The sequence below is a fragment of the Sphingomonas sp. Root710 genome (assembly GCF_001429065.1).
GTDB lineage: Bacteria > Pseudomonadota > Alphaproteobacteria > Sphingomonadales > Sphingomonadaceae > Rhizorhabdus.
This window is the reverse complement of record NZ_LMIB01000015.1, coordinates 117,888-139,809: the sequence shown is the minus strand read 5'-3', so window position 1 is coordinate 139,809 and position 21,922 is coordinate 117,888. Positions and strand designations below refer to the sequence as shown.

Here is a 21,922-nt window from a genome sequence, read left to right as displayed (position 1 = left end):
CTCAGTCGTTCGCGGGCTTGCCCGAGCCCGCGGAACGGACCTCGGCGATGGTGGCCTTGACGATCTTCACGCGGACGTTCGGTGCGATCTCTGCCTCGACCTCGTTGGCGTCGACCTTGATCACCTTGGCGATCAGGCCGCCCGCGGTGACGATCTGGTCGTTCTTCTGGACCGCGTCGACCGCGAGGCGATGTTCCTTCATCTTCTTCTGCTGCGGGCGGATCATCAGGAAATAGAAGATCACGAAGATGAAGATCAGCGGCGCGAACTGCATGAAGGCGGCGGCGCCGCCAGAAACGGGAGCGGCGCCAGCGGCCTGGGCATAAGCGGGTGAGGCGAACATCGTTCAAGGCATCCCGGAAAAGAGTGCGGGCTTGGAAAGCGGCCCGGAGTGGCGCGCGCCTATCACGTTCCGCATGGCAGGTGCAACCGGGCGCTTGCCAAGCGCGGAAGACCACCCTAAAGCGCGCAGCCTTGGTCGGGGCGTGGCGCAGCCTGGTAGCGCACTTGACTGGGGGTCAAGGGGTCGCAGGTTCGAATCCTGTCGCCCCGACCAGAACATCTGCGGCAGTCCCCCAGCGCCGCACGGGCCGTCAGCCCTATCTTACATGTCATCGGGAAAATGCCGCCCGTGCGAATTGGCCGCTAGCCCGGCGATGCCGTTGCGGTTCCGCTTGCCCGGAAATCCGCCGGATATGAAAAAGACCGGTCATGGTTAAGATTTTGGTGACGGGCCGCGGCGCATAGAGCGCAGCATGTCCACCTTCATATCCTCATCGCCGATCGGCGACATCGTGGAGCGCGAAGTGGAGCGGGTCCGCTCCGTCATCGGCGGCATGCCGTCCGCGCTCTTCTCGTTCCTGGGGCTGATGCTGGTCGCGGTTGTCACCGCCGCCGCGCTGCTCGGGTCGTTGACGATGGCGATGGACGCCAATGCCGCGGACGAGAAGCTGCGCATGGTGCGCAATGCGCTTGCCTATGAACAGGCCACGCTCGCGGCCGCGACGATGGACTATGCGCGGTGGGACGACGCGGTCGCGCATGTCTATGGCCGGGTCGACCAGGCATGGCTGAGCACCAATTTCAAGGGCACGATCCCGCTCTATGTGATCGATGGCCGCGGCCGGACGTTGTACGCCGCGCAACCCGACGGCAGCTTCGCGCCGCGGCTCGACCAGGAAGCGCCCGACGTGCTGCCGATGCTGCTGAACAAATTGCCGCGCCGCGCGGTGACCGGCCCGGTGACGATGGCGGGGGTGCGCGACGGCAATCTCGCCATCTTCTCGGCGACCGCGATCCTGCCCTTCACCAAGGGCGCGGCCATGCCGCAAGGCGAGCTGCGCTATGTCGTCCTGATCAAGCCGCTTGACCGTCGCGTGCTGCGCGAATGGAGCCGGACGCTGCAGATCCCTGACCTGTCCTGGTCCCGCACCGCGGGCGGGGACGAGGATTCGACGCTGGTCCTGCGTGACGCCGATGCCGATGTGCTGGGCTATCTGCGCTGGCACGGCGTCTCGCCGGGCGCCGCCGTGCTATGGGACCTGATGTGGATCATCGTGGTCGCGGGCGTGGCGTTCCTTGCGCTGTCGGCGGCCATCATCCGATCGGTGATCGCGACCCAGCGGGTGATCGAGACCAAGTCGCTGCTCGCCGAGGAAAGCCTGGCCGGGCGCGAGGCCGCGCTGGACGAGGCCCGCGCAGCGCGCGAGGCCGCCGAACAGGCGCTGATCCAGGCCGAGGACGCCAACCGCCGGTTGCAGCTCATATCGCAGACCGAAGCGGAGGAGCAGGCGCAGCAACGCCAGCAGCTCAGCGCGATCTCGCACGGCGTGGCGGACCGGCTGGCGTCGTCGATCGGCACGCTGATCGCCCAGCTTGTCGAGAGCGCCGACGAACTCGATCGCAGCGCCGCGGTGACGCTGTCGTCGGTCGAGACCCAGCAAAAGGCGTCCGAGCTGGCGCAGACGCGCAGCGCCGCCTCGGCCTCGGCGGTCGAGACGATCGAGGGCAATATCCAGGAGCTCGAGCGCGCGACCCAGCATATCCACCAGCAGTCGGAGCGGATGGCGCAGGCGATGCGGCTGGCAGACGCCGAATCGGGCGCGGCGACCGAAGCCAATGGCGATCTGCTGTTCCAGATCGATTCGATCGGGGCCGCGGCGCGGCTGATCGAGGACATCGCCGCCCAGTCGAACCTGCTCGCGCTCAACGCGACGATCGAGGCCGCCCGCGCCGGCGAGGCGGGCCGGGGCTTCGCGGTGGTCGCGAGCGAGGTGAAGGGCCTTGCCTCGCAGACTCACCGCACCACCAACGACATCCATGAGCGGGTGGCCGGCGTCGAGGCCGCCGCCAAGGCGACGACCTCGCTCGTCGAGAAGGTCCATGGCCTGCTCCAAAACCTCAACCTGACGGTCAACAGCACCGCCAGCGCGGTGATGCAGCAGCAGTCGACCGCCGCCGCGATCCTCGAGATGACCCAGCAGGTCGGCCAGCATGCCGGCGACACCCATGCCTCGGTAGAGACGATCGCGCGGTCGCTGTCTGCGGTGCGCGACAGCGCCGACGGCACCCGGTCGATCGGCGCGCGGGTGCGCGATCATGCCACCCGGCTCAACGCCGAGCTCGACCGGATCGTCGTCCAGCTGCGGGCAGCCTGACCGCCCGGCGTCAAACGACCAGGCTGGCGGCGGCCGACTGGGCGACGGCCTCCGCGATGAGCGGCGCCAGACCGATCGCGCCATGATCGTTCGCAACCGAATCGGTCGTCACGAGCGCATCGACTTTCTCCAGCAAAGTTGCGGTGTCCCGACCGCTCTGCAGCCCGTGGACGGCAAGACAGCCGATGCGGGCGAACCCGGCCGCACGGAGTCGCCCCGCTGTCGCCGCGACGGTCGCCCCTGACGAGATCACGTCGTCGACGATGATTGCGTGACGGCCCGCAAAGGCGTCCAGCCCCGGCAATTCGACCGACACGTCGCGATCCCCGCTGCGCAGCTTGCGCCCGACGACATAAGGCGCACCCGCGAGGCGGGCGACCCGGCCGACCCATTGTTCGCTCTCGCTGTCGGGGCCGACGAGCAGCGGCCGCGCGACATGGCTGGCGAGCCACGCGGCGAGCAGCGGGGCCGCATCGAGCGCCAGCGCCTCGACCGGATAGAGATCGCTCAGCGCCTTGTAACGATGGAGGTGCGGCGAAACGGTGACGATCCGGTCGAAGCTGCCGCTCAGCACTCGCGCGAAGCTGCGCGACGAGATCGCCTCTCCCGAGCGGAAGCGCCTGTCCTGCCGCATATAGGCCAGGTAGGGCGCGACGAGCGTGATCATCCGCGCGCCGAGATCGCGGGCGGCGTCGGCGGCGAACAGCAGGCGCAGGATCTGGCTGTCCGGATGGGCGAGGGTGCAGACCAGCACCACATGCTTGCGATCGACATCCTCCTCGAAGCGGACATAGCTCTCGCCGTCCGGAAACCGCCGGCTCTCGATATGGCCCAGCTGGGCTTCCAGGATGGTCGCGAGTTGCTGCGCCATCGCTTCATTGCCCGGCAGGCCGCAGACGATCGTCATGCGCCGTCCCCCGGCCTGTCCATGTGCGGAACGGCGCCGCCGGGGCGGACGTCCTGATTTTCTCTATACTGTCGGTTCATTCGCCAAGGCTAAAAACCCGGTCCGGCGCGCCCCATTGGGAAAGCTACCTATTAGACCAAAGGCCAATCTCCGCGGCCCGGTCCTCGTACATCTGCGTATATCGATTGGCCCGCAGAGCCGGGAAAAGCGCTCCGGTGGTCCCCTGGACAGGGACCTCGAAAGGGGTGCCGGTAGATGCTTCAGCTTGCGACTTCTCGCCCGGGCGCGGTGCCCGAAAGCGGACGCTGCACCGATTGCGCCGTCCGCGCATCGGCGATCTGTGGCTCGCTCGATGTGCCGGGGCTGGACGAGCTGAGCCGGATGGGGCGCAAGGTTCATCTGCGGCCCGGACAGACCCTGTTGTGGGAAGGCGATGAGTCGGTCCTGGTTGGCAATGTGCTCGAGGGCATGCTCAAACTCTCGACGGTCACCGGCGATGGCCGCGAGCAGATCGTCGGGATCGTATTCCCATCCGATTTCATTGGCCGGCCCTTCGGCAAGGACAGCCATCACAGCGTCACCGCGCTGACCGAGGCGCGCGTCTGCGTGTTCCGCCGCGGCGCGTTCGACGATTTCGCCGGCGCGCATTCGGGGATCGAGGCCGCGCTGCTGCGGCGCACGCTCGACGAGCTCGACCGGGCGCGGCGGTGGATGCTGTTGCTCGGCCGGATGTCGGCGACCGAACGGGTGGCGAGCCTCCTGCTCGAAATGATCGACCGGCTGGGGGACACGCCCGGCGCGCCGATTTCGCTGCCGCTCAGCCGCCAGCAGATGGGCGACCTGCTGGGCCTTGCGATCGAGACGGTGAGCCGGACGATGACCCGCTTCGAGCGCGAAGGGCTGATCGACCTGCCCGGGGGACGCCGGGTGGTGCTCCGCGACCGGCCGGGGCTCGAGCGGATCGCGGCGGGCTGAGGATTTTTGACCTGGCGCAAAGCATTGCGCCGCCATGCCGCGCATGGCGGCCCCGATTTTATCAGGTGGGAATGACGATGGACACAGTGATGATGAAATCGGCCGGGTGGCTGATCGCGCTGCTGCTCGCGGTCGGTGGCGCGGCCTTTGCGGTCGATTCCGGCTTTGCGGCGCAGATGTGGATCCTTGCCGCAGCGGCGCTGATCGGCCTGGCCGTCACGCTCGTCCGGACCGATTATGACGCGGCGGCTGGCCTCGCCACGCGCGCGAAACCGTCGGGCTATTATGACGACGTCATCCGCCTCGGCGTCATCGCGACGGTGTTCTGGGGCCTGGCCGGGCTGCTGGTCGGGCTCTATATCGCGTTGCAGCTCGCCTTCCCGCAGCTCAACCTCGGCATCGAATATACCAGTTTCGGCCGGCTGCGGCCGCTGCATACGTCCGCGGTGATCTTCGCCTTCGGCGGCAATGCGCTGATCGCGTCGAGCTTCTACGTGGTGCAGCGCACCTGCCGGGCACGGCTGGCCTTCACCAGGCTCGCCGACTTCGTATTCTGGGGATATCAGCTGTTCATCGTGCTGGCGGCCACCGGCTATCTGCTCGGGATCACCGAGGGCCGCGAATATGCCGAGCCCGAATGGTATGCCGATATCTGGCTGACGATCGTCTGGGTCAGCTATCTGGCGGTATTCCTCGGCACGATCGTCAAGCGGAACGAGCCACATATCTATGTGGCGAACTGGTTCTACCTGTCGTTCATCATCACCATCGCGATGCTGCACCTCGTCAACAACCTGACGATCCCGGTCAGCCTCGTCGGCTCGAAGAGCTATTCGGCCTTCGCCGGTGTCCAGGACGCGCTCACCCAGTGGTGGTACGGCCATAATGCGGTCGGCTTCTTCCTGACCGCAGGCTTCCTCGGCATGATGTATTATTTCGTGCCGAAGCAAGCCGAGCGCCCGGTCTACAGCTACCGGCTGTCGATCGTCCATTTCTGGTCGCTGATCTTCCTCTACATCTGGGCGGGCCCGCACCACCTACACTACACCGCGCTGCCCGATTGGGCGCAGACGCTGGGCATGGTGTTCTCGGTGATGCTGTGGATGCCCAGCTGGGGCGGCATGATCAACGGGCTGATGACGCTCAACGGCGCGTGGGACAAGGTCCGCACCGACCCGATCATCCGGATGATGGTGCTGGCGCTCGCCTTCTACGGGATGAGCACCTTCGAAGGCCCGATGATGTCGGTGAAGGCGGTCAATTCGCTGTCGCACTATACCGACTGGACGATCGGTCATGTCCACAGCGGCGCGCTCGGCTGGAACGGCATGATCACCTTCGCGACGATCTATTTCCTGACGCCGCGCCTGTGGGGCCGTGAGCGGCTCTATTCGCTGCGGATGGTGAACTGGCACTTCTGGACCGCGACGCTTGGCATCGTCCTCTACGTCTCGTCGATGTGGGTCGCGGGTATCATGCAGGGCCTGATGTGGCGCGAATATGGGCAGAACGGCTATCTGGTCTACGCCTTCGTCGACGTCGTGATGGCGATGAAGCCCTATTATCTGATCCGCGCGGCCGGCGGCCTGCTCTACCTCAGCGGCTCGGTGATCATGGCGTGGAACGTCTACCAGACGATCCGTGGACGCCTGCGCGACGAAGCCGCGCTCGCCGCCACTCCCCATAATCCGGCGCTGGACCATCCGCTCCAGCCCCAGGCAGCTTGAAGGACGCGCCCGATGGCCACCAAGATATTCGATCACGGCAAGATCGAACGCAACGTCACGCTGCTGCTCGTCCTCTCGCTGATCACCGTCGCGATCGGCGGCATCGTCGAGATCGCGCCGCTTTTCTGGATCGACTCGACGGTCGAGAAGGTCCGGGGGATGCGGCCCTACACGCCGCTCGAGCTCGCCGGCCGCAACATATACATTCGCGAAGGCTGCTATAACTGCCACAGCCAGATGATCCGCCCGTTCCGCGACGAGGTCGAACGCTATGGCCATTACAGCCTGGCGGCGGAGAGCATGTACGACCACCCCTTCCAATGGGGGTCGAAGCGGACCGGTCCGGACCTCGCCCGCGTCGGCGGCCGCTATTCGGACGAGTGGCATGTCCAGCACCTGGTCGATCCCCGCGCCGTGGTGCCGGGCTCGATCATGCCCTCTTACGCTTTCCTGAAGGATCGTGAGCTCGACGCGAAGCATCTCGACGCGCATCTTCTCGCGATGCAGCGGGTCGGCGTGCCCTATAGCGACGCCGACATCGCCAAGGCGATCGAGGATGCGATCGCCCAGGCCGACCCCGATGCCGACAGCTCGGATCTGAAGAAGCGCTATCCCAAGGCGCAGGCGCGCGACTTCGACGGCGATCCCAAGCGGGTGACCGAGATGGATGCGCTCGTCGCCTATCTGCAGATGCTTGGCACCCTGGTCGACACCAAGGCGGCCGAAGCGGTGGAGAAGCCGCGATGAGCTACGACCTGCTCCGCCACGCCGCCGACACCTGGGGCATGTTGTTCCTGGGGCTGATCTTCCTCCTGGCGCTCTGGTTCGCGCTGCGGCCCTCGGCCCGCGCGCGCCACGAAGACGCCGCCCAAATCCCGTTCCGCGACGAGGATCCTCGTGATGACTGAACCCAAGATCGACGAAGCCACCGGCGTGCCCACGATGGGCCATGAATGGGACGGCATCCAGGAACTCGACAATCCCATGCCGCGCTGGTGGCTTTGGACCTTCTATGCGACGATCGTCTTCGCCATCGGCTATTGCATCGCCTATCCGGCGATTCCGCTGCTGGAAAGGGCGACTGCAGGCACGCTCGGCTGGTCGAGCCATAAGCAGCTCGCCGAGGAGACTGCCAGGGCCCAGGCGGCGCGCGCTTCGACCCTCGCGGCGCTGGCCAGCGTCGACATAGCCACGCTCGATGCGAAATCGCCGTTGATGCAGGCGGCGGTCGAGGGCGGGCGGGCCGCGTTCAAGATCAACTGCGCAGCGTGCCATGGTGCGGGCGCAGCCGGCACGAAGGGCTATCCCAACCTCAACGACGACGACTGGCTGTGGGGCGGAAGCCGCGCCGATATCCATCAGACGCTGCTGCATGGCATCCGCCAGCCGGGTGACGACGCCACGCGCCTCTCACAGATGCCGGCGTTCGGCCGCGACGGTATCCTCAAGCCCGAAGAGATCCAGGATGCGGTGTCCTATGTCCGGTTCGTCTCGCATCAGGAAAAGGGCGGGGCATCGGCGCGGCGCGGCGCGGCGGTCTATGCCGCCAACTGCGCCGTCTGCCACGGCGCGGACGCCAAGGGCATGCGGCAGTTCGGCGCACCGAACCTGACCGACGCGATCTGGCTCTATGGCGGCGATCGCGAGACGCTGACCGCGACGGTCACCAATGCACGCTATGGCGTGATGCCGGCCTGGGGGAACATGCTCGACCCGGCCACGATCAACATGCTGACCGCCTATGTGCATTCGCTGGGCGGCGGCGAGTGAACATGCCGCCCTCGGGCCTGCCAGCGGCGCCGCGCAAGCTGTACGCCAAACGTGCGGACATCTTCCCGCGCGCGATCGACGGCTTCTACCGCCGGTTGAAATGGCTGGTGATGGCGGTCACGCTGGCGATCTATTATGTGACGCCCTGGCTGCGCTGGGACCGCGGGCCCTATGCGCCCGACCAGGCGGTGCTGGTCGATCTCGCCCATCGCCGCTTCTATTTCTTCTCGATCGAGATCTGGCCGCACGAATTCTACTATGTCGCCGGCCTGCTGGTGATGGCGGGGATCGGGCTGTTCCTGGTCACGACGACGGTGGGGCGGGCGTGGTGCGGCTATGCCTGTCCACAGACGGTGTGGACCGATCTCTTCCTGCACATCGAACGGGCGATCGACGGCGACCGTAACGCGCAACTGCGGCTCAAGCGCGCGCCGTGGACCGCGGGCAAGATCGGCCGGCGGCTGCTCAAACATGGCAGCTGGTTGCTCGTCGGACTGGTGACCGGCGGCGCGTGGGTCTTCTACTTCGCCGACGCGCCGACGCTGGCGCATGATCTGGTGACCGGACAGGCGGCCTATGTCGCCTATGCGACGATCGCGATCCTGACCGCGACGACCTATGTGTTCGGCGGCTTCATGCGCGAGCAGGTTTGTCTCTACATGTGTCCCTGGCCGCGCATCCAGGGGGCGATGCTCGACGAGCGCTCGCTGATCGTCACCTACAAGGACTGGCGCGGCGAACCGCGCAGCCATGGCGTGAAGCGCAGCGAGGACAGCGGCGACTGCATCGATTGCCAGGCATGCGTCCAGGTCTGCCCGGTCGGGATCGACATTCGCGACGGCGCCCAGTTCGCCTGCATCACCTGCGCGCTGTGTATCGACGCCTGCGATCAGGTGATGGACAAGGTCGGGCGGCCACGCGGCCTGATCGACTATGCGACGCTAGAGGATTGCAAGGCCGAGGCTGCCGGCGCGCCGCCGGTGCCGGTCATCCGCAGCCTGCTGCGCCCGCGCACCTTGATCTACTTCGGCATCTGGGGCGCGATCGGCTTGACCATGATCTTCGCGCTCGGCGCGCGGACGCGGCTCGACCTCGCGACGGCGCACGACCGTAACCCGCTCTGGGTCCAGCTGTCGGACGGCGATGTGCGCAACGCCTACACGATCAAGATCCGCAATATGGAATCCCGGCCACGGACGTTGCAGCTGACGATGGACGGGCTCGATCGTGGCGTGATGTGGGATTCGCTCAGCGATGCTGGCGCGGCGGGGCGAACGCTCAGCGTGACGGCCGCGCCGGATCGGGTCGAGGAGCATCGCATCTATGTCCGCGCGCCGGGCGATGGCCCCGCGACCGAGGATTTCCACTTCACCGTCGCCGCGACCGACGGCTCGCCCGACCGGGCGGCGGAAGAGGCGCGGTTCGACCGTCCGGAGAAGCAGCCATGACCCGTCGTTTCACCGGCTTCCACATGCTCGGCCTGACGGTCGCCTTCTTCGCGGTGGTCGTCAGCGTCAACATGGTGATGGCGACCCTCGCCACCCGCACCTTCGGCGGCACCGTCGTCGACAACAGCTATGTCGCCAGTCAGAAGTTCAACCGCTGGCTCGCCGAGGCCGATGCGCAGGCGGCACTTGGCTGGCAGGTGCGCGCCGAGCGGCGCGGCGACCGCGCCCATCTGACTCTGTCCGGCGTCGACGACGCGACGATCGAAGGGATGGCGATCCATCCGCTGGGCCGCCTGCCCGCCATACGCCTGCATTTTGATCAGATTTCGCTCGGACAATTCCGGTCGCGTGAGCCTCTGCCGACAGGGCGTTGGCGGCTCGAACTGCATGTGCGGCGCGGCGCGCAGCTTCGCAGCTTCGTCGAGGAGGTCCCGGCGTGAGCGCGATCGTCGAACATAGCGAGTTCAGTCTGCCGGGCGTGCGCTGCGCGGCGTGCATCGCCAAGATCGAGCGCGGGCTGACGCACGTGCCGGGCGTGCGCGCCGCACGGGTCAATCTGACCGCCAAGCGCGTGGCGATCGATCACGACATCGATGTCGACGTGCCCGCGCTGCGTTCGGCGCTGGACGCACTCGGCTTCACCGCCGAGCCGGTCGTCGTTCAGGCCGACAACCTCGCCCATCGCCGCGAGAGCCGCCAGCTGCTCAAGGCGCTGGGCGTCGCGGGCTTCGCGGCGATGAACATCATGCTGCTGTCGGTTTCTGTGTGGTCGGGGGCGGAGGGGGCGACCCGCCAGCTGTTCCACTGGCTGTCGGCGATGATAGCGATGCCGACGGTCGCCTATGCGGGGCAGCCCTTCTTCCGGTCGGCGTGGGGCGCGCTGCGCCATGGGCGCACCAATATGGACGTGCCGATCTCGATCGGAGTGCTGCTAGCGACCGCCCTCAGCCTGTTCGAGACGATCACCGGCGGCGCGCACGCCTATTTCGATGGTGCGGTCTCCCTGATTTTCTTCCTGCTCGCCGGACGTTTCCTCGATAGCGCGATGCGCGACCGCGCGCGTGACGGGGCGAGCGCGCTGATGCGGCAGATGGCGCCGGGCGGCACCATCCTGTTGTCCGGCGGCGGCAGCGAATGGCGAACGGCCGAGGAGATCAGGCCGGGCATGACCCTGCTGGTCAGCGCCGGCGAGCGCTTTGCCGCGGACGGGTTGATCGACGAAGGCGAAAGCGCCGTGGACCGCTCGCTCATCACCGGCGAGAGCCGCGCTGAGCCGGTTGCGAAAGGCGCGGCGGTCATCGCCGGATCGCTGAACCTGACCGGCCCGCTGACGGTGCGCGTCACCGCCACGGGCCCCGACACCACGATTGCGGGCATGGCGCGTCTGATGGAGGCCGCGGGGCAGGGCCGATCGCGTTATGTGCGCATCGCAGACCGGGCCGCGCGCTATTATGCGCCCGCGGTGCACACCCTGGCGGCGGCGTCGTTCATCGGCTGGATGATCGCCGGCGCGGGCTGGCATGCGTCGCTGCTCATCGCGGTCGCGGTGCTGATCGTGACCTGTCCCTGCGCGCTGGGCCTGGCGGTGCCGGTCGCGCAGATGGTCGCTTCGGGCGCGCTGATGCGGCGCGGGCTGCTCGTCAAGGACGGTTCGGCCCTGGAAAGACTGGCCGAGGCCGACCGGGTCTGTCTCGACAAGACCGGAACATTGACGCTCGGCCGCCCCGAAGTCGTCAGTGTCGATGCGCTCGACGCGGAAGAGCGCGGCGCGGCGCTGGCATTGGCGCGCGCGAGCAACCATCCGCTGTCGCGGAGCCTCGCGCGGGCGCTCGCCGATGCGGGCGTGGACGCGGCTCCGGTAAAGGATCTGCGGGAAATTCCCGGCATGGGCATGGAAGGACAGGCCGGCGGCCGGCGCGTTCGGCTCGGGCGTCCCGACTGGGTCGGCGCTGCGGCAACCAGCGATGCGATGCTGGGCTGCGCCTTCGCGATCGATGGCCGGACACCGCATCTGCTGAGCTTCGCCGACCGGCTGCGACCCGACGCCGAACAGGCGGTGGGGCGGTTGGCGGGAATGGGAATGGAGCCCGTTATTCTCTCCGGGGATCGCCGCGAGGCGGTGGCCGCGGTGGCGGCGATGGTCCCTGCGCCGGCGATAGTCGGCATGACCCCCGATCAGAAGCTCAAGGCGATCCAGCGGCTGTCCCGTGCCGGGCATCGCGTGCTGATGGTCGGCGACGGCCTCAACGATGGCCCGGCGCTGGCCGCCGGACATGTCTCGATCGCGCCGTCCTCGGCCAGCGACGTCGGCCAAAATGCCGCCGACATCGTCTTCATGGGCGACAGCCTGTTGCCGGTGCCCATCGCGATCGTGGCGGCGCGGCGCACGATGCGCGTCGTTCGCCAGAATTTCGCGCTCGCGATCGGCTACAACGTGCTGGCGGTGCCGCTGGCGCTGTTCGGAATGGTGACGCCGCTGATCGCGGCGATCGCGATGTCCACCTCATCGATCATCGTGGTGGCGAACGCGCTCCGGCTGGCGAGGTGCGCGCGATGAGCGGAATAGGCCTTCTTATCCCGATCGCATTGCTGCTGGGGCTGAGCGGCCTCGGCGCGTTCATCTGGTCGCTGTCGCATGGCCAGTTCGACGATCTGGAAGGCGCGGGCGAACGAATCCTGATCGACGACGAGGACGGCGGCCCGATCGGCTCCTGAGCCGAACGCGCGGCAGAAAGGCCGCACCTCCGGGGCGCGGCCTTCCATGTCGGGTGATCGCCTGGGGAAGGTTCAGATCTCGCCGGCCGTCGCCATCTTGCGCACGCGGTCGAGCGTCGCGCCGACCGCGCCGATATAGGCGCCGCGCATCGTGTCGCCATGCGCCGCTTCTTGCGGCGTGCCCGGCTCGACGCCGGGGAAGGTGACGCCGAATGTGAAGGTCAGCAAAAGGCCGTCCTCGGACTCGCTGATCACATTGTCGATCCAGCCGGTGCCGTCCATCCGCTCGAACTGCACCTTGACCGGCGCGAACAGGGTGATGAACTCCCTGTGCGTCGAACCGAGGAAGGTGACTTCGCGGGTGATCGTGTCGTCGGTGCGCTCCAGCACGTCGCATTGCGACATGCCGTTGACGAAGGGCAGCGCGTTTGCGGCCTTCATCTCCAGCCCCCGCCACACCTGGTCGCGCGTCAGCACCGGTGACGCGCCCCTCGGATTAACCGCGATCGAATAGGACAAGCTGTACATAATCGTCTCCGCTCCTAGAAAAGTTTATGATTTTAGGACCGAGCCCCGGGGCGCGGTCGCCGCGACCCGGGGCTCGGGCGGCCCATTCAGAAACGCACGCCGAAGCCGACGCCGACGACGAGCGGATCGAGATGGACCTTGACCCGCTGCGTGCCGATCGCGGTGGTCCGCAGCCGGGTCACCGTGTCGATGTCGATATATTTGACGTCGAGGTTGACGAAGGTCCGGTCGCTCAGCGGCACGTCCACGCCGGCCTGCAGGGCATAGCCAAAGCTGGACTTCATGCGTACGCCGGTCGGCCCGACCGCAGCCTCCAGACCCTTGGAGGCCTTTTCCGAATAGAAGATCGTGTAATTCACCCCGGCGCCGACATAGGGGCGCAATTTAGCGTCCGGCGCGAAATGATATTGCAGGGTCAGCGTGGGCGGCAGCACCCAGGTGGAGGCGAGCTTGCCGATCGTCCCGGTGGTGCCGGTCCGTCCGCTCGCCTTGTGCTTGGTGGTGGCGAGGATCAGTTCGGCGCCGACGTTCGGCGTCAGCATATAGGTGAAGTCCACCTCTGGCATGACACTGTTGCTGACCTTGACCTTCTCGCCGGGGAAGGTGGGGTTGATTCCGCCCGAGCTCTCGTTCGGCGCGACCATGATGCCGCGAAAGCGGACCAGGACATCGCCCTGGGCCGCGCAGGCCGGCGCCGCCATGGCTGTCGCCGCCATCAGCGCGATCATCATCTTACCGTACATCGCAAATCCCTTTCATCGTTTCGATGCCCGCTTCTAGGCGGCGGGCGGGGGCGGCGAATTGACGCGGGCCAAGGATTCGCTTGACCTGGGTCAAGGATCGGGGCCTGGTTTCAGCCCACAGATATGGCATGTGGCCCTATCATCCCGATCTGCTCGAGCGGCCGGTGCCGCGCTATACGAGCTACCCGACCGCCGCCGAATTCTCCGACATGGTGGGCGCGGCCGCGCAGGCCGAGGCGCTCGAGGCGATTCCCCAGGACGCGGATGTCTCGCTCTACGTCCATATCCCCTATTGCCGGGAGATATGCTGGTATTGCGGGTGCAACACCGGCGCGGCCAATCGCGGCGGACGCGTCTCGGCCTATCTCGAGGCACTCGACGACGAGATCCATCTCGTCTCGCGCCACCTCGGCGGCCGCGGGCGGATAAGGCGGATCGCCTTCGGCGGCGGCAGCCCCAACGCGATCGCGCCGCTCGCCTTCGTCCGGCTGCTCGACCGGATCGTGACCGAGCTCGACGCCGGGGGCGCGGAGATTTCGATCGAGCTCGATCCGCGCTCGCTCGACGATTGCTGGTTTGGCGTGTTGCGCGACGCGCGCGTCACGCGGGCGAGCCTGGGCATCCAGACCTGCGCGCCGCATATCCAGCAGGCCATCGGGCGCGTCCAGCCGCTCGCGATGATCGAGGATGCCGTCGTCCGGCTGCGCGCCGCGGGGATCGAATCGCTCAATTTCGATCTGATGTACGGCCTGCCGCACCAGCAGCCCGCCGATCTCGACGCCACTCTCGTCGAGGCGGTGCGGCTCGCGCCCGACCGGATCGCGCTGTTCGGCTATGCGCACCTGCCAGCGCTGCTGCCCCGCCAGCGGCGGATCAACGCCGATGCGCTGCCTGGCCATCGCCAGCGGTTCGAGCAGGCGGCGCATGGCCATAGGATGCTGACCGGCGCAGGCTATCGCCCGGTGGGATTCGATCATTTCGCCCTGCCGCGCGACCCGATGGCGGTCGCGGCGCTTCAGGGCCGTCTGCATCGCAACTTCCAAGGCTTCACCGACGATCCATCGGAGATTCTGATCGGCCTGGGCGCGAGCGCGATCAGCCAGTTTCCGGGCCTGATCGTGCAGAATGAGAAGATGGCGGGCCGCTACCGCATGCTCGTCGGCGCGGATCAGCTCGCGGGGCGGCGCGGCGTCGAGCGGCCGGAGGACGACCGCTGGCGGGGCCGGGTGATCGAACAGCTTCTCTGCCAGGGAGAAGCGCGGATGAGCCAGGCAAGAATGTCCCGCGCGCGCCATGCGCTCGCCCCCTTCGCCGACAGAGGCCTGATCCTGTGCGGGCCGACCAGCGTCCGCCTGCTGCCTGCGGGGCTGCCCTATGCGCGCGCCGTGGCGAGTTGCTTCGACCGTTACCGCTCGTGCAGCACAGGGCAGTTCAGCCATGCGGTCTAGACTGCTCCGCGCCGGCGCCGTGCCCGCGCTCGCGGCGCTGGCCCTGTTCGGTCATCCGCCGGTGGCGGCGTCGCCCATGCTGCGCAGCATTATGTGCGGTTCGGGCGTGGTGGTGACTATCCCGCTCAGGCGCGCGCCGCGACCCGGGGAGGACCAGCCTACCTATCCCGGCGGCTGCCACGCCGCCTGTTTGGTCCGCAAAGGCGTGCTCCTCGGCGACGAGTCATGACGGATCGGGCCCGCAGCGGCACTGCTTGCGCGCCCGCAACTCTCGAGAGGTTATCCCATGAATGAACCCCAGTCAGTCGTGGCCTCACCTTATGAAGTGCTCGGCGGTGCCGACGGTATCGCGCGCTTCGTGAACCGTTTCTACGATCTGATGGATTCCGATCCCGCGTTCGCCACGCTGCGCGCGATGCATGAGCCCGACCTCGCGCCGATGCGCGCATCGCTGGCGGGCTTCCTGTCGGGCTGGAGCGGCGGCCCGCGGACCTGGTTCGATCAGAATCCTGGCAAGTGCATGATGTCTGCGCATGGCGCGCTGAAGATCGATCGCGACGGCGCGGAGCAGTGGTGCGCGGCGATGGCCCGCGCGATGGCCGACTGCGAGGTCGACGCGACCCTGGCGGGCCGGCTCAACGAGGCATTCGCCCGCATGGCGGGCGCGATGGCGCGCTAGCCGCGGCTCCGCTGGACATCATCCTCCAGCTGCCGCTCGAGCAGCTTCATCCGATCCACGATGTTGAAGAAGAAGGCGGTCGACCAGCCCAGCAGGATGATGCCGTTCGCGCCTTCGATCGCGCCGAGGACCCGGCTGCCATGCGGCAGGACGACATCGCCATAGCCGATCGTGACATAGGTGGTGGTGGAGAAGTAGAGCGCCTCTTCCCAGCCGTCGAGGATCGCGAGGCCGCGATAGACCGCCGCCCAGCCCCAGATCTCGATCGTGTGCAGCGCGAACAGGCCGAACGCGACGGTCATCACGACCATGACCGAAACCGCCATGTCCCGGGCGGCGGAGCGGGCGCGCCGGTGGCGGCGGAGCAGCGCCAGCAGCGCGGCGAGGCCGCTCAGGTGGAAGAGCACCATCGCCGCGACGATGAGCGAGGCGAGCGCGAGCTGGCTGGACAGGGTCATGGCGCGAATGTCGATGGCCGGGCCGGCACGACCAACTGTGTAGTCTACGTAGAGCGGCGGACCGATCGCTGCGGACATTACGCATTTATCGTCGTGCAGCCCGGCCCCACCTGTGGGATGTTTTCCTTGCCCGGAAAAGGATCAGCGAGGCCGATATGCAGCAGCGCCATGTGATGCGCCTGGCCCGGCCGGGCGTGCCGCTCGAACCCTGTGACGAAGCCCTGCCGGCGCCGGGACCGCATCAGGTGCTGATCGCGGTCGCCGCGTGCGGGGTGTGCCGCACCGACCTGCACCTGTGCGACGGCGACATCCCGGCGCGTTACCCGATCATTCCGGGGCATGAGATCGTCGGCCGGATAATGTCGGTGGGTGGGGAGGTGTCCGGCCTTGCACCGGGCGACCGGGTGGGCGTGCCGTGGCTTGGCGGCACCTGCGGCCAGTGCGGCTTCTGCCGGAGCGGCCGCGAAAATCTGTGCGACGCGCCGTCATTCACCGGATGCACGGTGGATGGGGGCTATGCGAGCCACTGCCTCGCCGACGCGCGCTACTGTTTCGCGATCCCGCCGGAGATCGACGATGTCGCCGCCGCGCCGCTGCTGTGCGCCGGGCTCATCGGCTGGCGCGCCTTGCGGCTGGCGGGGCAGGGGCGGCGCATCGGACTCTACGGTTTCGGCGCCGCGGCGCATCTGCTGGCGCAGGTCGCGCTGGCCCAGGGGCGTGAGGTCCATGCCTTCACCCGGCCGGGCGACGCCAGGGGGCAGGCGTTCGCACGCGCGCTCGGCTGCCATTGGGCGGGCGGCTCGGATGAAGCGCCTCCCGCGCCGCTCGACGCGGCGCTCATCTTCGCGCCGGTCGGCGCGCTCGTCCCGCTGGCGCTGAAGGCGGTCGCCAAGGGCGGGCGCGTGGTCTGCGCCGGGATCCACATGACCGACATTCCGGCATTTCCCTATGCCGATCTCTGGGGCGAGCGCTCGATCCTCTCGGTCGCCAATCTGACGCGCGACGACGGCCTGACCTTTTTCGCGGCGATCGCCGCGATGCGCGTGAAAGCGGTCACCCATGTCTTTCCGCTCGACGAAGCCAATGCGGCGATCGCGGCGGTGCGCGATGGCGCGATCGATGGCGCGGCGGTGCTGGTGCCCTAGGTCGATCGGCCTTGGTAAAGCTACGCATTGCCGCTGCCCGTCGCGGGAGTCAGTCTCGGCCCGATGACACGGAACGGCATCCAGGAGGCGGCTGATGGTCAAAGACATGATGCTGGCGGCATTCAGCAATCCGGCGTCGACGCCCGATTGGGCGATGTCGGCGGCGGGGTCGTTCGCGGCGCATCTCGATGCCGAGGTGAGCGGGGTGCTGACGACCATCGTCGTCCCCGACCGTTCCAATGCGCTTTCCCGGCGGCTCGTCGGAGCCGATGCGGCGATCGCCGCCGAAAATGCGCGGAGCGAGGCGGAGGCGAACGTGCTCGCCGCCCGGTTCCGAAAGATGATCGGATCGGACGATCCTCACCGTCTCGTTCGTTTGCATAGCTTTAATATCGCCGATCCCGGGCCGGTCGCCCGCCATGCGCGGCTGTTCGATGGCGCGCTGCTGCCGATCTACGGGCATCCCGACGAGCAATGGATGATCCAGGCGCTGATATTCGATAGCGGACGCCCCGTGCTGCTGATGCCGCGCCGCCAGGCCAATCGCTGGGACAATGTCCTGATCGCCTGGGATGGATCGCGCGCCGCCGCCCGGGCGCTGGCGGATGCGATTCCGCTGTGCCGGCGCGCGCGTTCGGTGGAAGTCGTCACGATCACCGGAGAGAAGCCGCTACCTGAGGATATCGCGCTGCGCGCCGTGGTGCACCATCTGCGCCGGCACGGGATCGAAGCGAGCAAGATCCTTGCGCCGCTGCAAGGCGACGATGTGGGCGCGGACCTCCTCGCCCATGCCGACCAGCGCGCCGCCGACATTCTCGTCATGGGCGGCTTCGGTCATTCTCGGATGCGCGAGTTCGTGCTCGGCGGGGCAACGCGGAGCGTCATCGCCGCGCCGCCGCTGCCGGTGCTGCTGTCGCACTGATATCCGGCTTCTGCGATCGGGCGGCGCCGCCCGGGTGCTATTGCGCGCCCGATTCGTCGATCGAGACGATCCGTCCGTCGAGCATCGCGATGCGAACGTCGGACGCCTCGGCGATGCGGGGGTCGTGGGTGACGCAGACGACCGCGCGCTCCTGTTCGTGCGCAAGCGATTGCAGCATCGCGACCACCCGGGCGGAGTTCTGGCTGTCGAGATTGCCGGTCGGCTCGTCGCCGAGGATGATGACCGGGTCGTTGGCGAGCGCGCGGGCGATGGCGACACGCTGACGCTCTCCGCCCGACAGTTTGTCGGGCGTCTTGCTCTCTTTCCCTGCGAGACCGGTCAGTTGCAGCAGCGATCGTGCACGGCGGTCCGCCTCGCGGGCGTCGAGCATGCCCAGCCGGTGGATCGGCAGCAGGACATTTTCGAGCGCGGTGAATTCGGGCAGCAGGAAATGGAACTGGAACACGAAGCCGAACCGTTCCAGGCGCATGCGCGCCCGCGCGTCGCCGTCCAGGCCCTCCACGTCGACGCCGTCGATCCGAAGCGCGCCGCTGCTCGGCCTGTCGATCAGCCCGAGCAGATAGAGCAGCGACGATTTGCCGCATCCCGAGGGGCCGACGATCGTCGTGAACTTGCCGCGCTCGATCCGCAGCGAGGCATCGGAGACCAGCGTCACCGGCGGAGAGCCGGGAAGGGATCGGCCGAGACGATCCGCCTCGAGCGCTATCATATTGCGCCCCGCAATATGTCGACCGGATCGACCCGTGCGCTCTTGCGCGCCGGAAGCCAGGCCGCGACCGCGCCCGCGAGCAGCGACGCGGCCGCAGCGATCATATATTGCCGGATGCCCCGGTCGAGCGGCAGGGTTTCCGCTTCGTCGGCGATCGGGAAGCGCAGCGATCCCAGCACTTCCATCAACCCATAGCCGAGCAGCCAGCCCAGCAACACGCCGGTGATCGCCAGCAGGAGGCCTTCGGTGACGAACAGCAGCTGGAGATCCGCCGCGGAGAGGCCGATGGCGCGCAGGATGGCGATGTCGCGCCGCTTGTCGATGACGCTGTTCGATACCGCGGTATAGATGCCGAAGCTGGCGACGAGGAGGATGGCGCCGACCACGCTGTACATGATGACGTTGCGGGTAACGAGCAGCGACAGCAGGTCGGCCGAGCGCGCCTGCCAGCTCTCCGCCTTGTAGCCGAAGCGTTGTTCCAGGTCCCGCGCGAGGCGGTCGGCCTGGTTGGGATCGGCCAGGCGCACGCCGATGCGATTGACGATGAAGGGCCGGCCCAGCAGCGACTGCGCCTCCCGCAACAGCATATAGCCGGCCTGGTCGGTCAGCCCCGCCTGGCCGCGTTTGAAGAGGCCGACGATCCGGAGCGTACGCGTGCGGCCGGTCGGCGATGTCGCGGCGATGACGTCGCCGGGATTGAGCCCCAGCCGCGTCGCAAGCTCCTCGCCGATGATCAGGCCGCCCTGCACCGTTTCCAGATCGGACAGGCGGCCCACCCGGAGCCGGTCGCTGATCGTGCTGACGCGCGTCTCCAGGCCGGGCTCGACCCCGACGATGGCAAGGGCCTCCTGGCGCCCGCCCAGCCTAAGCGTGACGCCGCCGGTCAGGCTGGGTGAGGCGATCGTGCCGGGGGTGAGGCTGGCGACGTCGAGGATGAGCCGCCATCCGCGCAGCCCGCGGGCTTCGTTGCGCGTCTTGTATCCGCGCAGCACAACCGCACCGCCACGGTAGACCACGGTTCCGGGCTGGGCAGGAGGTGATCGCAGCTCGTCTGAAATGACGATATGCGGCGCGGCGTCTATCAGCCGGTCGATGAAGTCGCGCTGGCTGCCCATCATCATCGCGGAGACCGCAAGAAAGAAGCCGACGCCGACAGCGACGCCGACGATCGCGACGATCGTCTGCCGGCGGCGGCCGAGAAGATGGCGCGTGGCGATGCCGAAGAGCAGCGCGGCGCGGCCGCTCATGGCGCCGCCCGCAGACGCCGTCCCTCGGCAAGGCCGGCGGGGGGACGGTCCACCACCCGGTCGGTGGCGGCGAGCCCGCCGAGGATTTCGACCTTGTCCGATCCGACGATGCCGAGACGCAGCCGGCGTGGCCTCGCGCGTCCGGCCTCGGATATCCAGGCGATCGATCCGGCGAGCGCGCTTGCGGGCAGCAGCAGGGCGTTGTCGCTTTGACGGGTGACGATGTTGACCTCCACCGTCATGCCGATCGGCAGCGCGCCGCCGTCGGGCGACAGCCGCACGCGGAAGGCGCGCTGGGTGGGATCGCCGCCGGGCGTGATCGTCGTAACGCGTGCGCGCCGCTGCCGCCCGCCCCAGCTGTCGTTCGACAGCCAGGCGCTCTGCCCGGGCGCGACCCGGCCTATGTCGCGCTCGTCGACGGTGGCGGTGATGCGGACGCGCGAGGGATCGCCGATCGTCATCAGGACCTGGCCGGGTGTGGCGAGATCGCCAGGCTCGACGTCGCGCCGGGTCACGATGCCGTCGATCGAGGCGCGGATCACGGCATGGTCGAGGCGGGCACGGGCGCTATCGGTGGCGGCGCGCGCCGCGCGGCCATTGGCGACGGCGAGGTCGAGAGCAGCGCGGGTCACCCAGCCCTGGCGGTAGAGCGTCGTCGCGCGGGCTTCGGCCAGGGTCGCCCCCGTGCTCTCCGCCTTGATCTCGGCGAGACTGCCGCGCAGTTCGCGGTCGTCGAGGATCAGGAGCGGATCTCCCCGGTGCACCCGGTCGCCCTCATCGGCCAGCACGCGGGCCACCGGCGCGGTCAGCCGCGATGAGATCGAGACCGGTGCGACGGGCTCGATGAAGCCGGTCGCATAGACGAGTTCGGCCGCCGGTCCGCGCCCCGGCGTGACAAGGCGCACGGCGAGCGGCCGATCGCGCCACCACCACAGGGTCGTGCACGCCAGCACGACCCCGAGGCCGATTGTAAGCCCGAGCAGGACGGACCGTCTTTGCATGTCCGCCCTCCGCGGCGTCTCGTCAGTGGCCGAGCACCAGGGGCAACTTGCTGTTCGACAGCATGCGTTTGGTCACGCCGCCGAAGCTCTCCATCAGGCGGCCATGGCTGTAGGCCCCCATGATGACATAGTCCGCGCGCCAGCGTGCGGCCTCTTCGGCGATCAGCCGGTCGACGCTATGGAAGCCGTCATCAGTAGAGCGGATCGTGGCATGAATGGCGTGGCGCGAAAGATATTCGGCGGCCTCGGCCGGCTCGGCGTCCCCGCCGCCATCGCCCGCCGTGAATATCTCCACCTCGCTGGCCAGCGCGAGCAGCGGTACGCAAGCGCGCATCGCCGCCACCGACGAGGCCCGACCGTCCCACGCGATCAGCGCGCGATCGAGTTTCAGCCGGTCGAGGGTGTCGGGCACCGCCAGCACCGGTTTGCGCGTGCGCATGACGACCTGGCTCGCGATGTCGTGCATGTCCGGATAGGGGAAAGTGTCCAGTTGGCGGTTGAGCACGATGATGTCCGCCATGGTCGCGGCCGCGACGATGCTTTCCGCGATGGCCCCGGTCGTGTCGGACCAGGTCCATCGGACGTCCTCATGTGCCAGCCGGGCGGTCAGAGCTTCCTTGTTCGCGCTCTCGCGGTCGCGCTCATCGGCGAGCAGCATCGCATCGGCCGCGCCGCTGTAATAGTCGCCGACGATGGCCGGCATCGCGACCACATCGATGCAGTGCATATGGCCGTCGAGCGCGCGGGTGAGATCAAGCGCTGCCTGGAGCCGGGCTTCCTGGCCGGCATCGTCGTGAACGAGCAACAAGATATTCTTCATCG

24 protein-coding genes and 1 tRNA gene are annotated in these 21,922 nt (G+C 67.9%); 16 read left to right on the top strand and 9 right to left on the bottom strand.

What is annotated here, in order from left to right:
• Window position 1: 1 nt before the first annotated feature.
• The gene (gene yajC / locus ASE00_RS15720; protein WP_056382030.1) at window positions 2–343 is read right to left on the bottom strand and encodes a preprotein translocase subunit YajC; all 342 of its coding nucleotides are present in this window, start codon (window positions 341–343) and stop codon (window positions 2–4) included.
• A 136-nt stretch (window positions 344–479) separates the two neighbouring features.
• Between yajC and ASE00_RS15715 the strand changes: the two genes are divergently transcribed.
• A tRNA-Pro gene (locus tag ASE00_RS15715) sits at window positions 480–556 on the top strand.
• A gap of 199 nt (window positions 557–755) precedes the next feature.
• Window positions 756–2,657, top strand: coding sequence for a methyl-accepting chemotaxis protein (locus ASE00_RS15710; protein ID WP_056382027.1), 1,902 nt, complete (start codon window positions 756–758; stop codon window positions 2,655–2,657).
• A gap of 10 nt (window positions 2,658–2,667) precedes the next feature.
• Here ASE00_RS15710 and ASE00_RS15705 read toward each other — a convergent pair whose 3' ends face one another.
• Entirely contained in the window at window positions 2,668–3,564 is an 897-nt protein-coding gene (locus ASE00_RS15705) for a ribose-phosphate diphosphokinase (protein ID WP_056382026.1), read from the bottom strand.
• 255 nt (window positions 3,565–3,819) lie between these two features.
• On the opposite strand from ASE00_RS15705, the gene ASE00_RS15700 reads away from it, so the two are divergent.
• The 9 genes from ASE00_RS15700 (at window position 3,820) to ccoS (ending at window position 12,199) form a co-directional block, all read left to right on the top strand.
• Window positions 3,820–4,539: a Crp/Fnr family transcriptional regulator gene (locus tag ASE00_RS15700; protein ID WP_056382024.1), complete on the top strand. Its 720-nt coding sequence runs from the start codon at window positions 3,820–3,822 to the stop codon at window positions 4,537–4,539.
• A 77-nt stretch (window positions 4,540–4,616) separates the two neighbouring features.
• Entirely contained in the window at window positions 4,617–6,266 is a 1,650-nt protein-coding gene (ccoN, locus tag ASE00_RS15695) for a cytochrome-c oxidase, cbb3-type subunit I (RefSeq protein WP_056382608.1), read from the top strand.
• 12 nt (window positions 6,267–6,278) lie between these two features.
• Complete coding sequence (ccoO, locus tag ASE00_RS15690; protein WP_056382022.1) at window positions 6,279–7,013, top strand: cytochrome-c oxidase, cbb3-type subunit II; 735 nt, start codon at window positions 6,279–6,281, stop codon at window positions 7,011–7,013.
• Complete coding sequence (locus ASE00_RS23065) at window positions 7,010–7,174, top strand: cbb3-type cytochrome oxidase subunit 3 (RefSeq protein ID WP_082594746.1); 165 nt, start codon at window positions 7,010–7,012, stop codon at window positions 7,172–7,174. Before ccoO ends, ASE00_RS23065 begins: the two co-directional genes overlap by 4 nt.
• Entirely contained in the window at window positions 7,167–8,036 is an 870-nt protein-coding gene (ccoP, locus tag ASE00_RS15685; protein ID WP_056382020.1) for a cytochrome-c oxidase, cbb3-type subunit III, read from the top strand. Before ASE00_RS23065 ends, ccoP begins: the two co-directional genes overlap by 8 nt.
• Before the next feature lie 2 nt (window positions 8,037–8,038).
• On the top strand, window positions 8,039–9,484 hold the full coding sequence (gene ccoG, locus ASE00_RS15680) for a cytochrome c oxidase accessory protein CcoG (RefSeq protein WP_056382018.1): 1,446 nt from the start codon (window positions 8,039–8,041) through the stop codon (window positions 9,482–9,484).
• Complete coding sequence (locus tag ASE00_RS15675; protein ID WP_056382015.1) at window positions 9,481–9,924, top strand: FixH family protein; 444 nt, start codon at window positions 9,481–9,483, stop codon at window positions 9,922–9,924. Before ccoG ends, ASE00_RS15675 begins: the two co-directional genes overlap by 4 nt.
• Entirely contained in the window at window positions 9,921–12,041 is a 2,121-nt protein-coding gene (locus tag ASE00_RS15670) for a heavy metal translocating P-type ATPase (protein ID WP_056382013.1), read from the top strand. Before ASE00_RS15675 ends, ASE00_RS15670 begins: the two co-directional genes overlap by 4 nt.
• Entirely contained in the window at window positions 12,038–12,199 is a 162-nt protein-coding gene (gene ccoS, locus ASE00_RS15665; RefSeq protein ID WP_056382606.1) for a cbb3-type cytochrome oxidase assembly protein CcoS, read from the top strand. Before ASE00_RS15670 ends, ccoS begins: the two co-directional genes overlap by 4 nt.
• Window positions 12,200–12,271: 72 nt before the next feature.
• Here ccoS and ASE00_RS15660 read toward each other — a convergent pair whose 3' ends face one another.
• Both ASE00_RS15660 and ASE00_RS15655 read right to left on the bottom strand, forming a co-directional pair.
• Window positions 12,272–12,727, bottom strand: a complete 456-nt coding sequence (locus ASE00_RS15660) for an SRPBCC family protein (RefSeq protein WP_056382011.1) — start codon at window positions 12,725–12,727, stop codon at window positions 12,272–12,274.
• Between the two features lie 86 nt (window positions 12,728–12,813).
• Complete coding sequence (locus tag ASE00_RS15655) at window positions 12,814–13,470, bottom strand: OmpW/AlkL family protein (protein WP_056382009.1); 657 nt, start codon at window positions 13,468–13,470, stop codon at window positions 12,814–12,816.
• Between the two features lie 128 nt (window positions 13,471–13,598).
• On the opposite strand from ASE00_RS15655, the gene hemN reads away from it, so the two are divergent.
• The 3 genes from hemN to ASE00_RS15640 are packed head-to-tail and all read left to right on the top strand — an operon-like array spanning window position 13,599 to window position 15,597.
• Complete coding sequence (gene hemN / locus ASE00_RS15650; protein WP_056382007.1) at window positions 13,599–14,918, top strand: oxygen-independent coproporphyrinogen III oxidase; 1,320 nt, start codon at window positions 13,599–13,601, stop codon at window positions 14,916–14,918.
• Entirely contained in the window at window positions 14,908–15,147 is a 240-nt protein-coding gene (locus ASE00_RS23760; protein ID WP_056382005.1) for a hypothetical protein, read from the top strand. The genes hemN and ASE00_RS23760 overlap by 11 nt, the downstream gene beginning before the upstream one ends.
• Window positions 15,148–15,204: 57 nt before the next feature.
• Window positions 15,205–15,597, top strand: a complete 393-nt coding sequence (locus tag ASE00_RS15640; RefSeq protein ID WP_056382004.1) for a group II truncated hemoglobin — start codon at window positions 15,205–15,207, stop codon at window positions 15,595–15,597.
• On the opposite strand, the gene ASE00_RS15635 is transcribed toward ASE00_RS15640, so the two are convergent.
• On the bottom strand, window positions 15,594–16,133 hold the full coding sequence (locus ASE00_RS15635; RefSeq protein ID WP_321164034.1) for a potassium channel family protein: 540 nt from the start codon (window positions 16,131–16,133) through the stop codon (window positions 15,594–15,596). The two genes, ASE00_RS15640 and ASE00_RS15635, sit on opposite strands and share 4 nt — an antisense overlap.
• A 77-nt stretch (window positions 16,134–16,210) precedes the next feature.
• On the opposite strand from ASE00_RS15635, the gene ASE00_RS15630 reads away from it, so the two are divergent.
• Both ASE00_RS15630 and ASE00_RS15625 read left to right on the top strand, forming a co-directional pair.
• Window positions 16,211–17,200 (top strand): zinc-dependent alcohol dehydrogenase family protein, encoded by a 990-nt coding sequence (locus tag ASE00_RS15630; protein ID WP_056382000.1) that lies wholly within the window; start codon window positions 16,211–16,213, stop codon window positions 17,198–17,200.
• 94 nt (window positions 17,201–17,294) lie between these two features.
• On the top strand, window positions 17,295–18,122 hold the full coding sequence (locus tag ASE00_RS15625) for a universal stress protein (RefSeq protein WP_056381998.1): 828 nt from the start codon (window positions 17,295–17,297) through the stop codon (window positions 18,120–18,122).
• A 37-nt stretch (window positions 18,123–18,159) separates the two neighbouring features.
• Here ASE00_RS15625 and ASE00_RS15620 read toward each other — a convergent pair whose 3' ends face one another.
• From ASE00_RS15620 to ASE00_RS15605, 4 genes are read right to left on the bottom strand one after another with little or no spacing between them, the layout of a single operon-like run.
• Window positions 18,160–18,852 (bottom strand): ABC transporter ATP-binding protein, encoded by a 693-nt coding sequence (locus tag ASE00_RS15620; RefSeq protein WP_056381996.1) that lies wholly within the window; start codon window positions 18,850–18,852, stop codon window positions 18,160–18,162.
• On the bottom strand, window positions 18,849–20,099 hold the full coding sequence (locus tag ASE00_RS15615; RefSeq protein WP_056381994.1) for an ABC transporter permease: 1,251 nt from the start codon (window positions 20,097–20,099) through the stop codon (window positions 18,849–18,851). The genes ASE00_RS15620 and ASE00_RS15615 overlap by 4 nt, the downstream gene beginning before the upstream one ends.
• Entirely contained in the window at window positions 20,096–21,100 is a 1,005-nt protein-coding gene (locus ASE00_RS15610; RefSeq protein ID WP_056381993.1) for an efflux RND transporter periplasmic adaptor subunit, read from the bottom strand. The genes ASE00_RS15615 and ASE00_RS15610 overlap by 4 nt, the downstream gene beginning before the upstream one ends.
• A gap of 22 nt (window positions 21,101–21,122) precedes the next feature.
• Entirely contained in the window at window positions 21,123–21,920 is a 798-nt protein-coding gene (locus ASE00_RS15605; protein ID WP_056382603.1) for a universal stress protein, read from the bottom strand.
• Between the last annotated feature and the right edge of the window lie 2 nt (window positions 21,921–21,922).

Coding starts and splice junctions, on each gene's coding strand:
- yajC (WP_056382030.1), bottom strand. CDS start 343: ATGTTCGCCTCACCCGCTTATGCCCAGGCCGCTGGCGCCGCTCCCGTT.
- ASE00_RS15710 (WP_056382027.1), top strand. CDS start 756: ATGTCCACCTTCATATCCTCATCGCCGATCGGCGACATCGTGGAGCGC.
- ASE00_RS15705 (WP_056382026.1), bottom strand. CDS start 3,564: ATGACGATCGTCTGCGGCCTGCCGGGCAATGAAGCGATGGCGCAGCAA.
- ASE00_RS15700 (WP_056382024.1), top strand. CDS start 3,820: ATGCTTCAGCTTGCGACTTCTCGCCCGGGCGCGGTGCCCGAAAGCGGA.
- ccoN (WP_056382608.1), top strand. CDS start 4,617: ATGGACACAGTGATGATGAAATCGGCCGGGTGGCTGATCGCGCTGCTG.
- ccoO (WP_056382022.1), top strand. CDS start 6,279: ATGGCCACCAAGATATTCGATCACGGCAAGATCGAACGCAACGTCACG.
- ASE00_RS23065 (WP_082594746.1), top strand. CDS start 7,010: ATGAGCTACGACCTGCTCCGCCACGCCGCCGACACCTGGGGCATGTTG.
- ccoP (WP_056382020.1), top strand. CDS start 7,167: ATGACTGAACCCAAGATCGACGAAGCCACCGGCGTGCCCACGATGGGC.
- ccoG (WP_056382018.1), top strand. CDS start 8,039: ATGCCGCCCTCGGGCCTGCCAGCGGCGCCGCGCAAGCTGTACGCCAAA.
- ASE00_RS15675 (WP_056382015.1), top strand. CDS start 9,481: ATGACCCGTCGTTTCACCGGCTTCCACATGCTCGGCCTGACGGTCGCC.
- ccoS (WP_056382606.1), top strand. CDS start 12,038: ATGAGCGGAATAGGCCTTCTTATCCCGATCGCATTGCTGCTGGGGCTG.
- ASE00_RS15660 (WP_056382011.1), bottom strand. CDS start 12,727: ATGTACAGCTTGTCCTATTCGATCGCGGTTAATCCGAGGGGCGCGTCA.
- ASE00_RS15655 (WP_056382009.1), bottom strand. CDS start 13,470: ATGTACGGTAAGATGATGATCGCGCTGATGGCGGCGACAGCCATGGCG.
- hemN (WP_056382007.1), top strand. CDS start 13,599: ATGTGGCCCTATCATCCCGATCTGCTCGAGCGGCCGGTGCCGCGCTAT.
- ASE00_RS23760 (WP_056382005.1), top strand. CDS start 14,908: ATGCGGTCTAGACTGCTCCGCGCCGGCGCCGTGCCCGCGCTCGCGGCG.
- ASE00_RS15640 (WP_056382004.1), top strand. CDS start 15,205: ATGAATGAACCCCAGTCAGTCGTGGCCTCACCTTATGAAGTGCTCGGC.
- ASE00_RS15635 (WP_321164034.1), bottom strand. CDS start 16,133: ATGTCCGCAGCGATCGGTCCGCCGCTCTACGTAGACTACACAGTTGGT.
- ASE00_RS15630 (WP_056382000.1), top strand. CDS start 16,211: ATGCAGCAGCGCCATGTGATGCGCCTGGCCCGGCCGGGCGTGCCGCTC.
- ASE00_RS15625 (WP_056381998.1), top strand. CDS start 17,295: ATGGTCAAAGACATGATGCTGGCGGCATTCAGCAATCCGGCGTCGACG.
- ASE00_RS15620 (WP_056381996.1), bottom strand. CDS start 18,852: ATGATAGCGCTCGAGGCGGATCGTCTCGGCCGATCCCTTCCCGGCTCT.
- ASE00_RS15615 (WP_056381994.1), bottom strand. CDS start 20,099: ATGAGCGGCCGCGCCGCGCTGCTCTTCGGCATCGCCACGCGCCATCTT.
- ASE00_RS15610 (WP_056381993.1), bottom strand. CDS start 21,100: ATGCAAAGACGGTCCGTCCTGCTCGGGCTTACAATCGGCCTCGGGGTC.
- ASE00_RS15605 (WP_056382603.1), bottom strand. CDS start 21,920: ATGAAGAATATCTTGTTGCTCGTTCACGACGATGCCGGCCAGGAAGCC.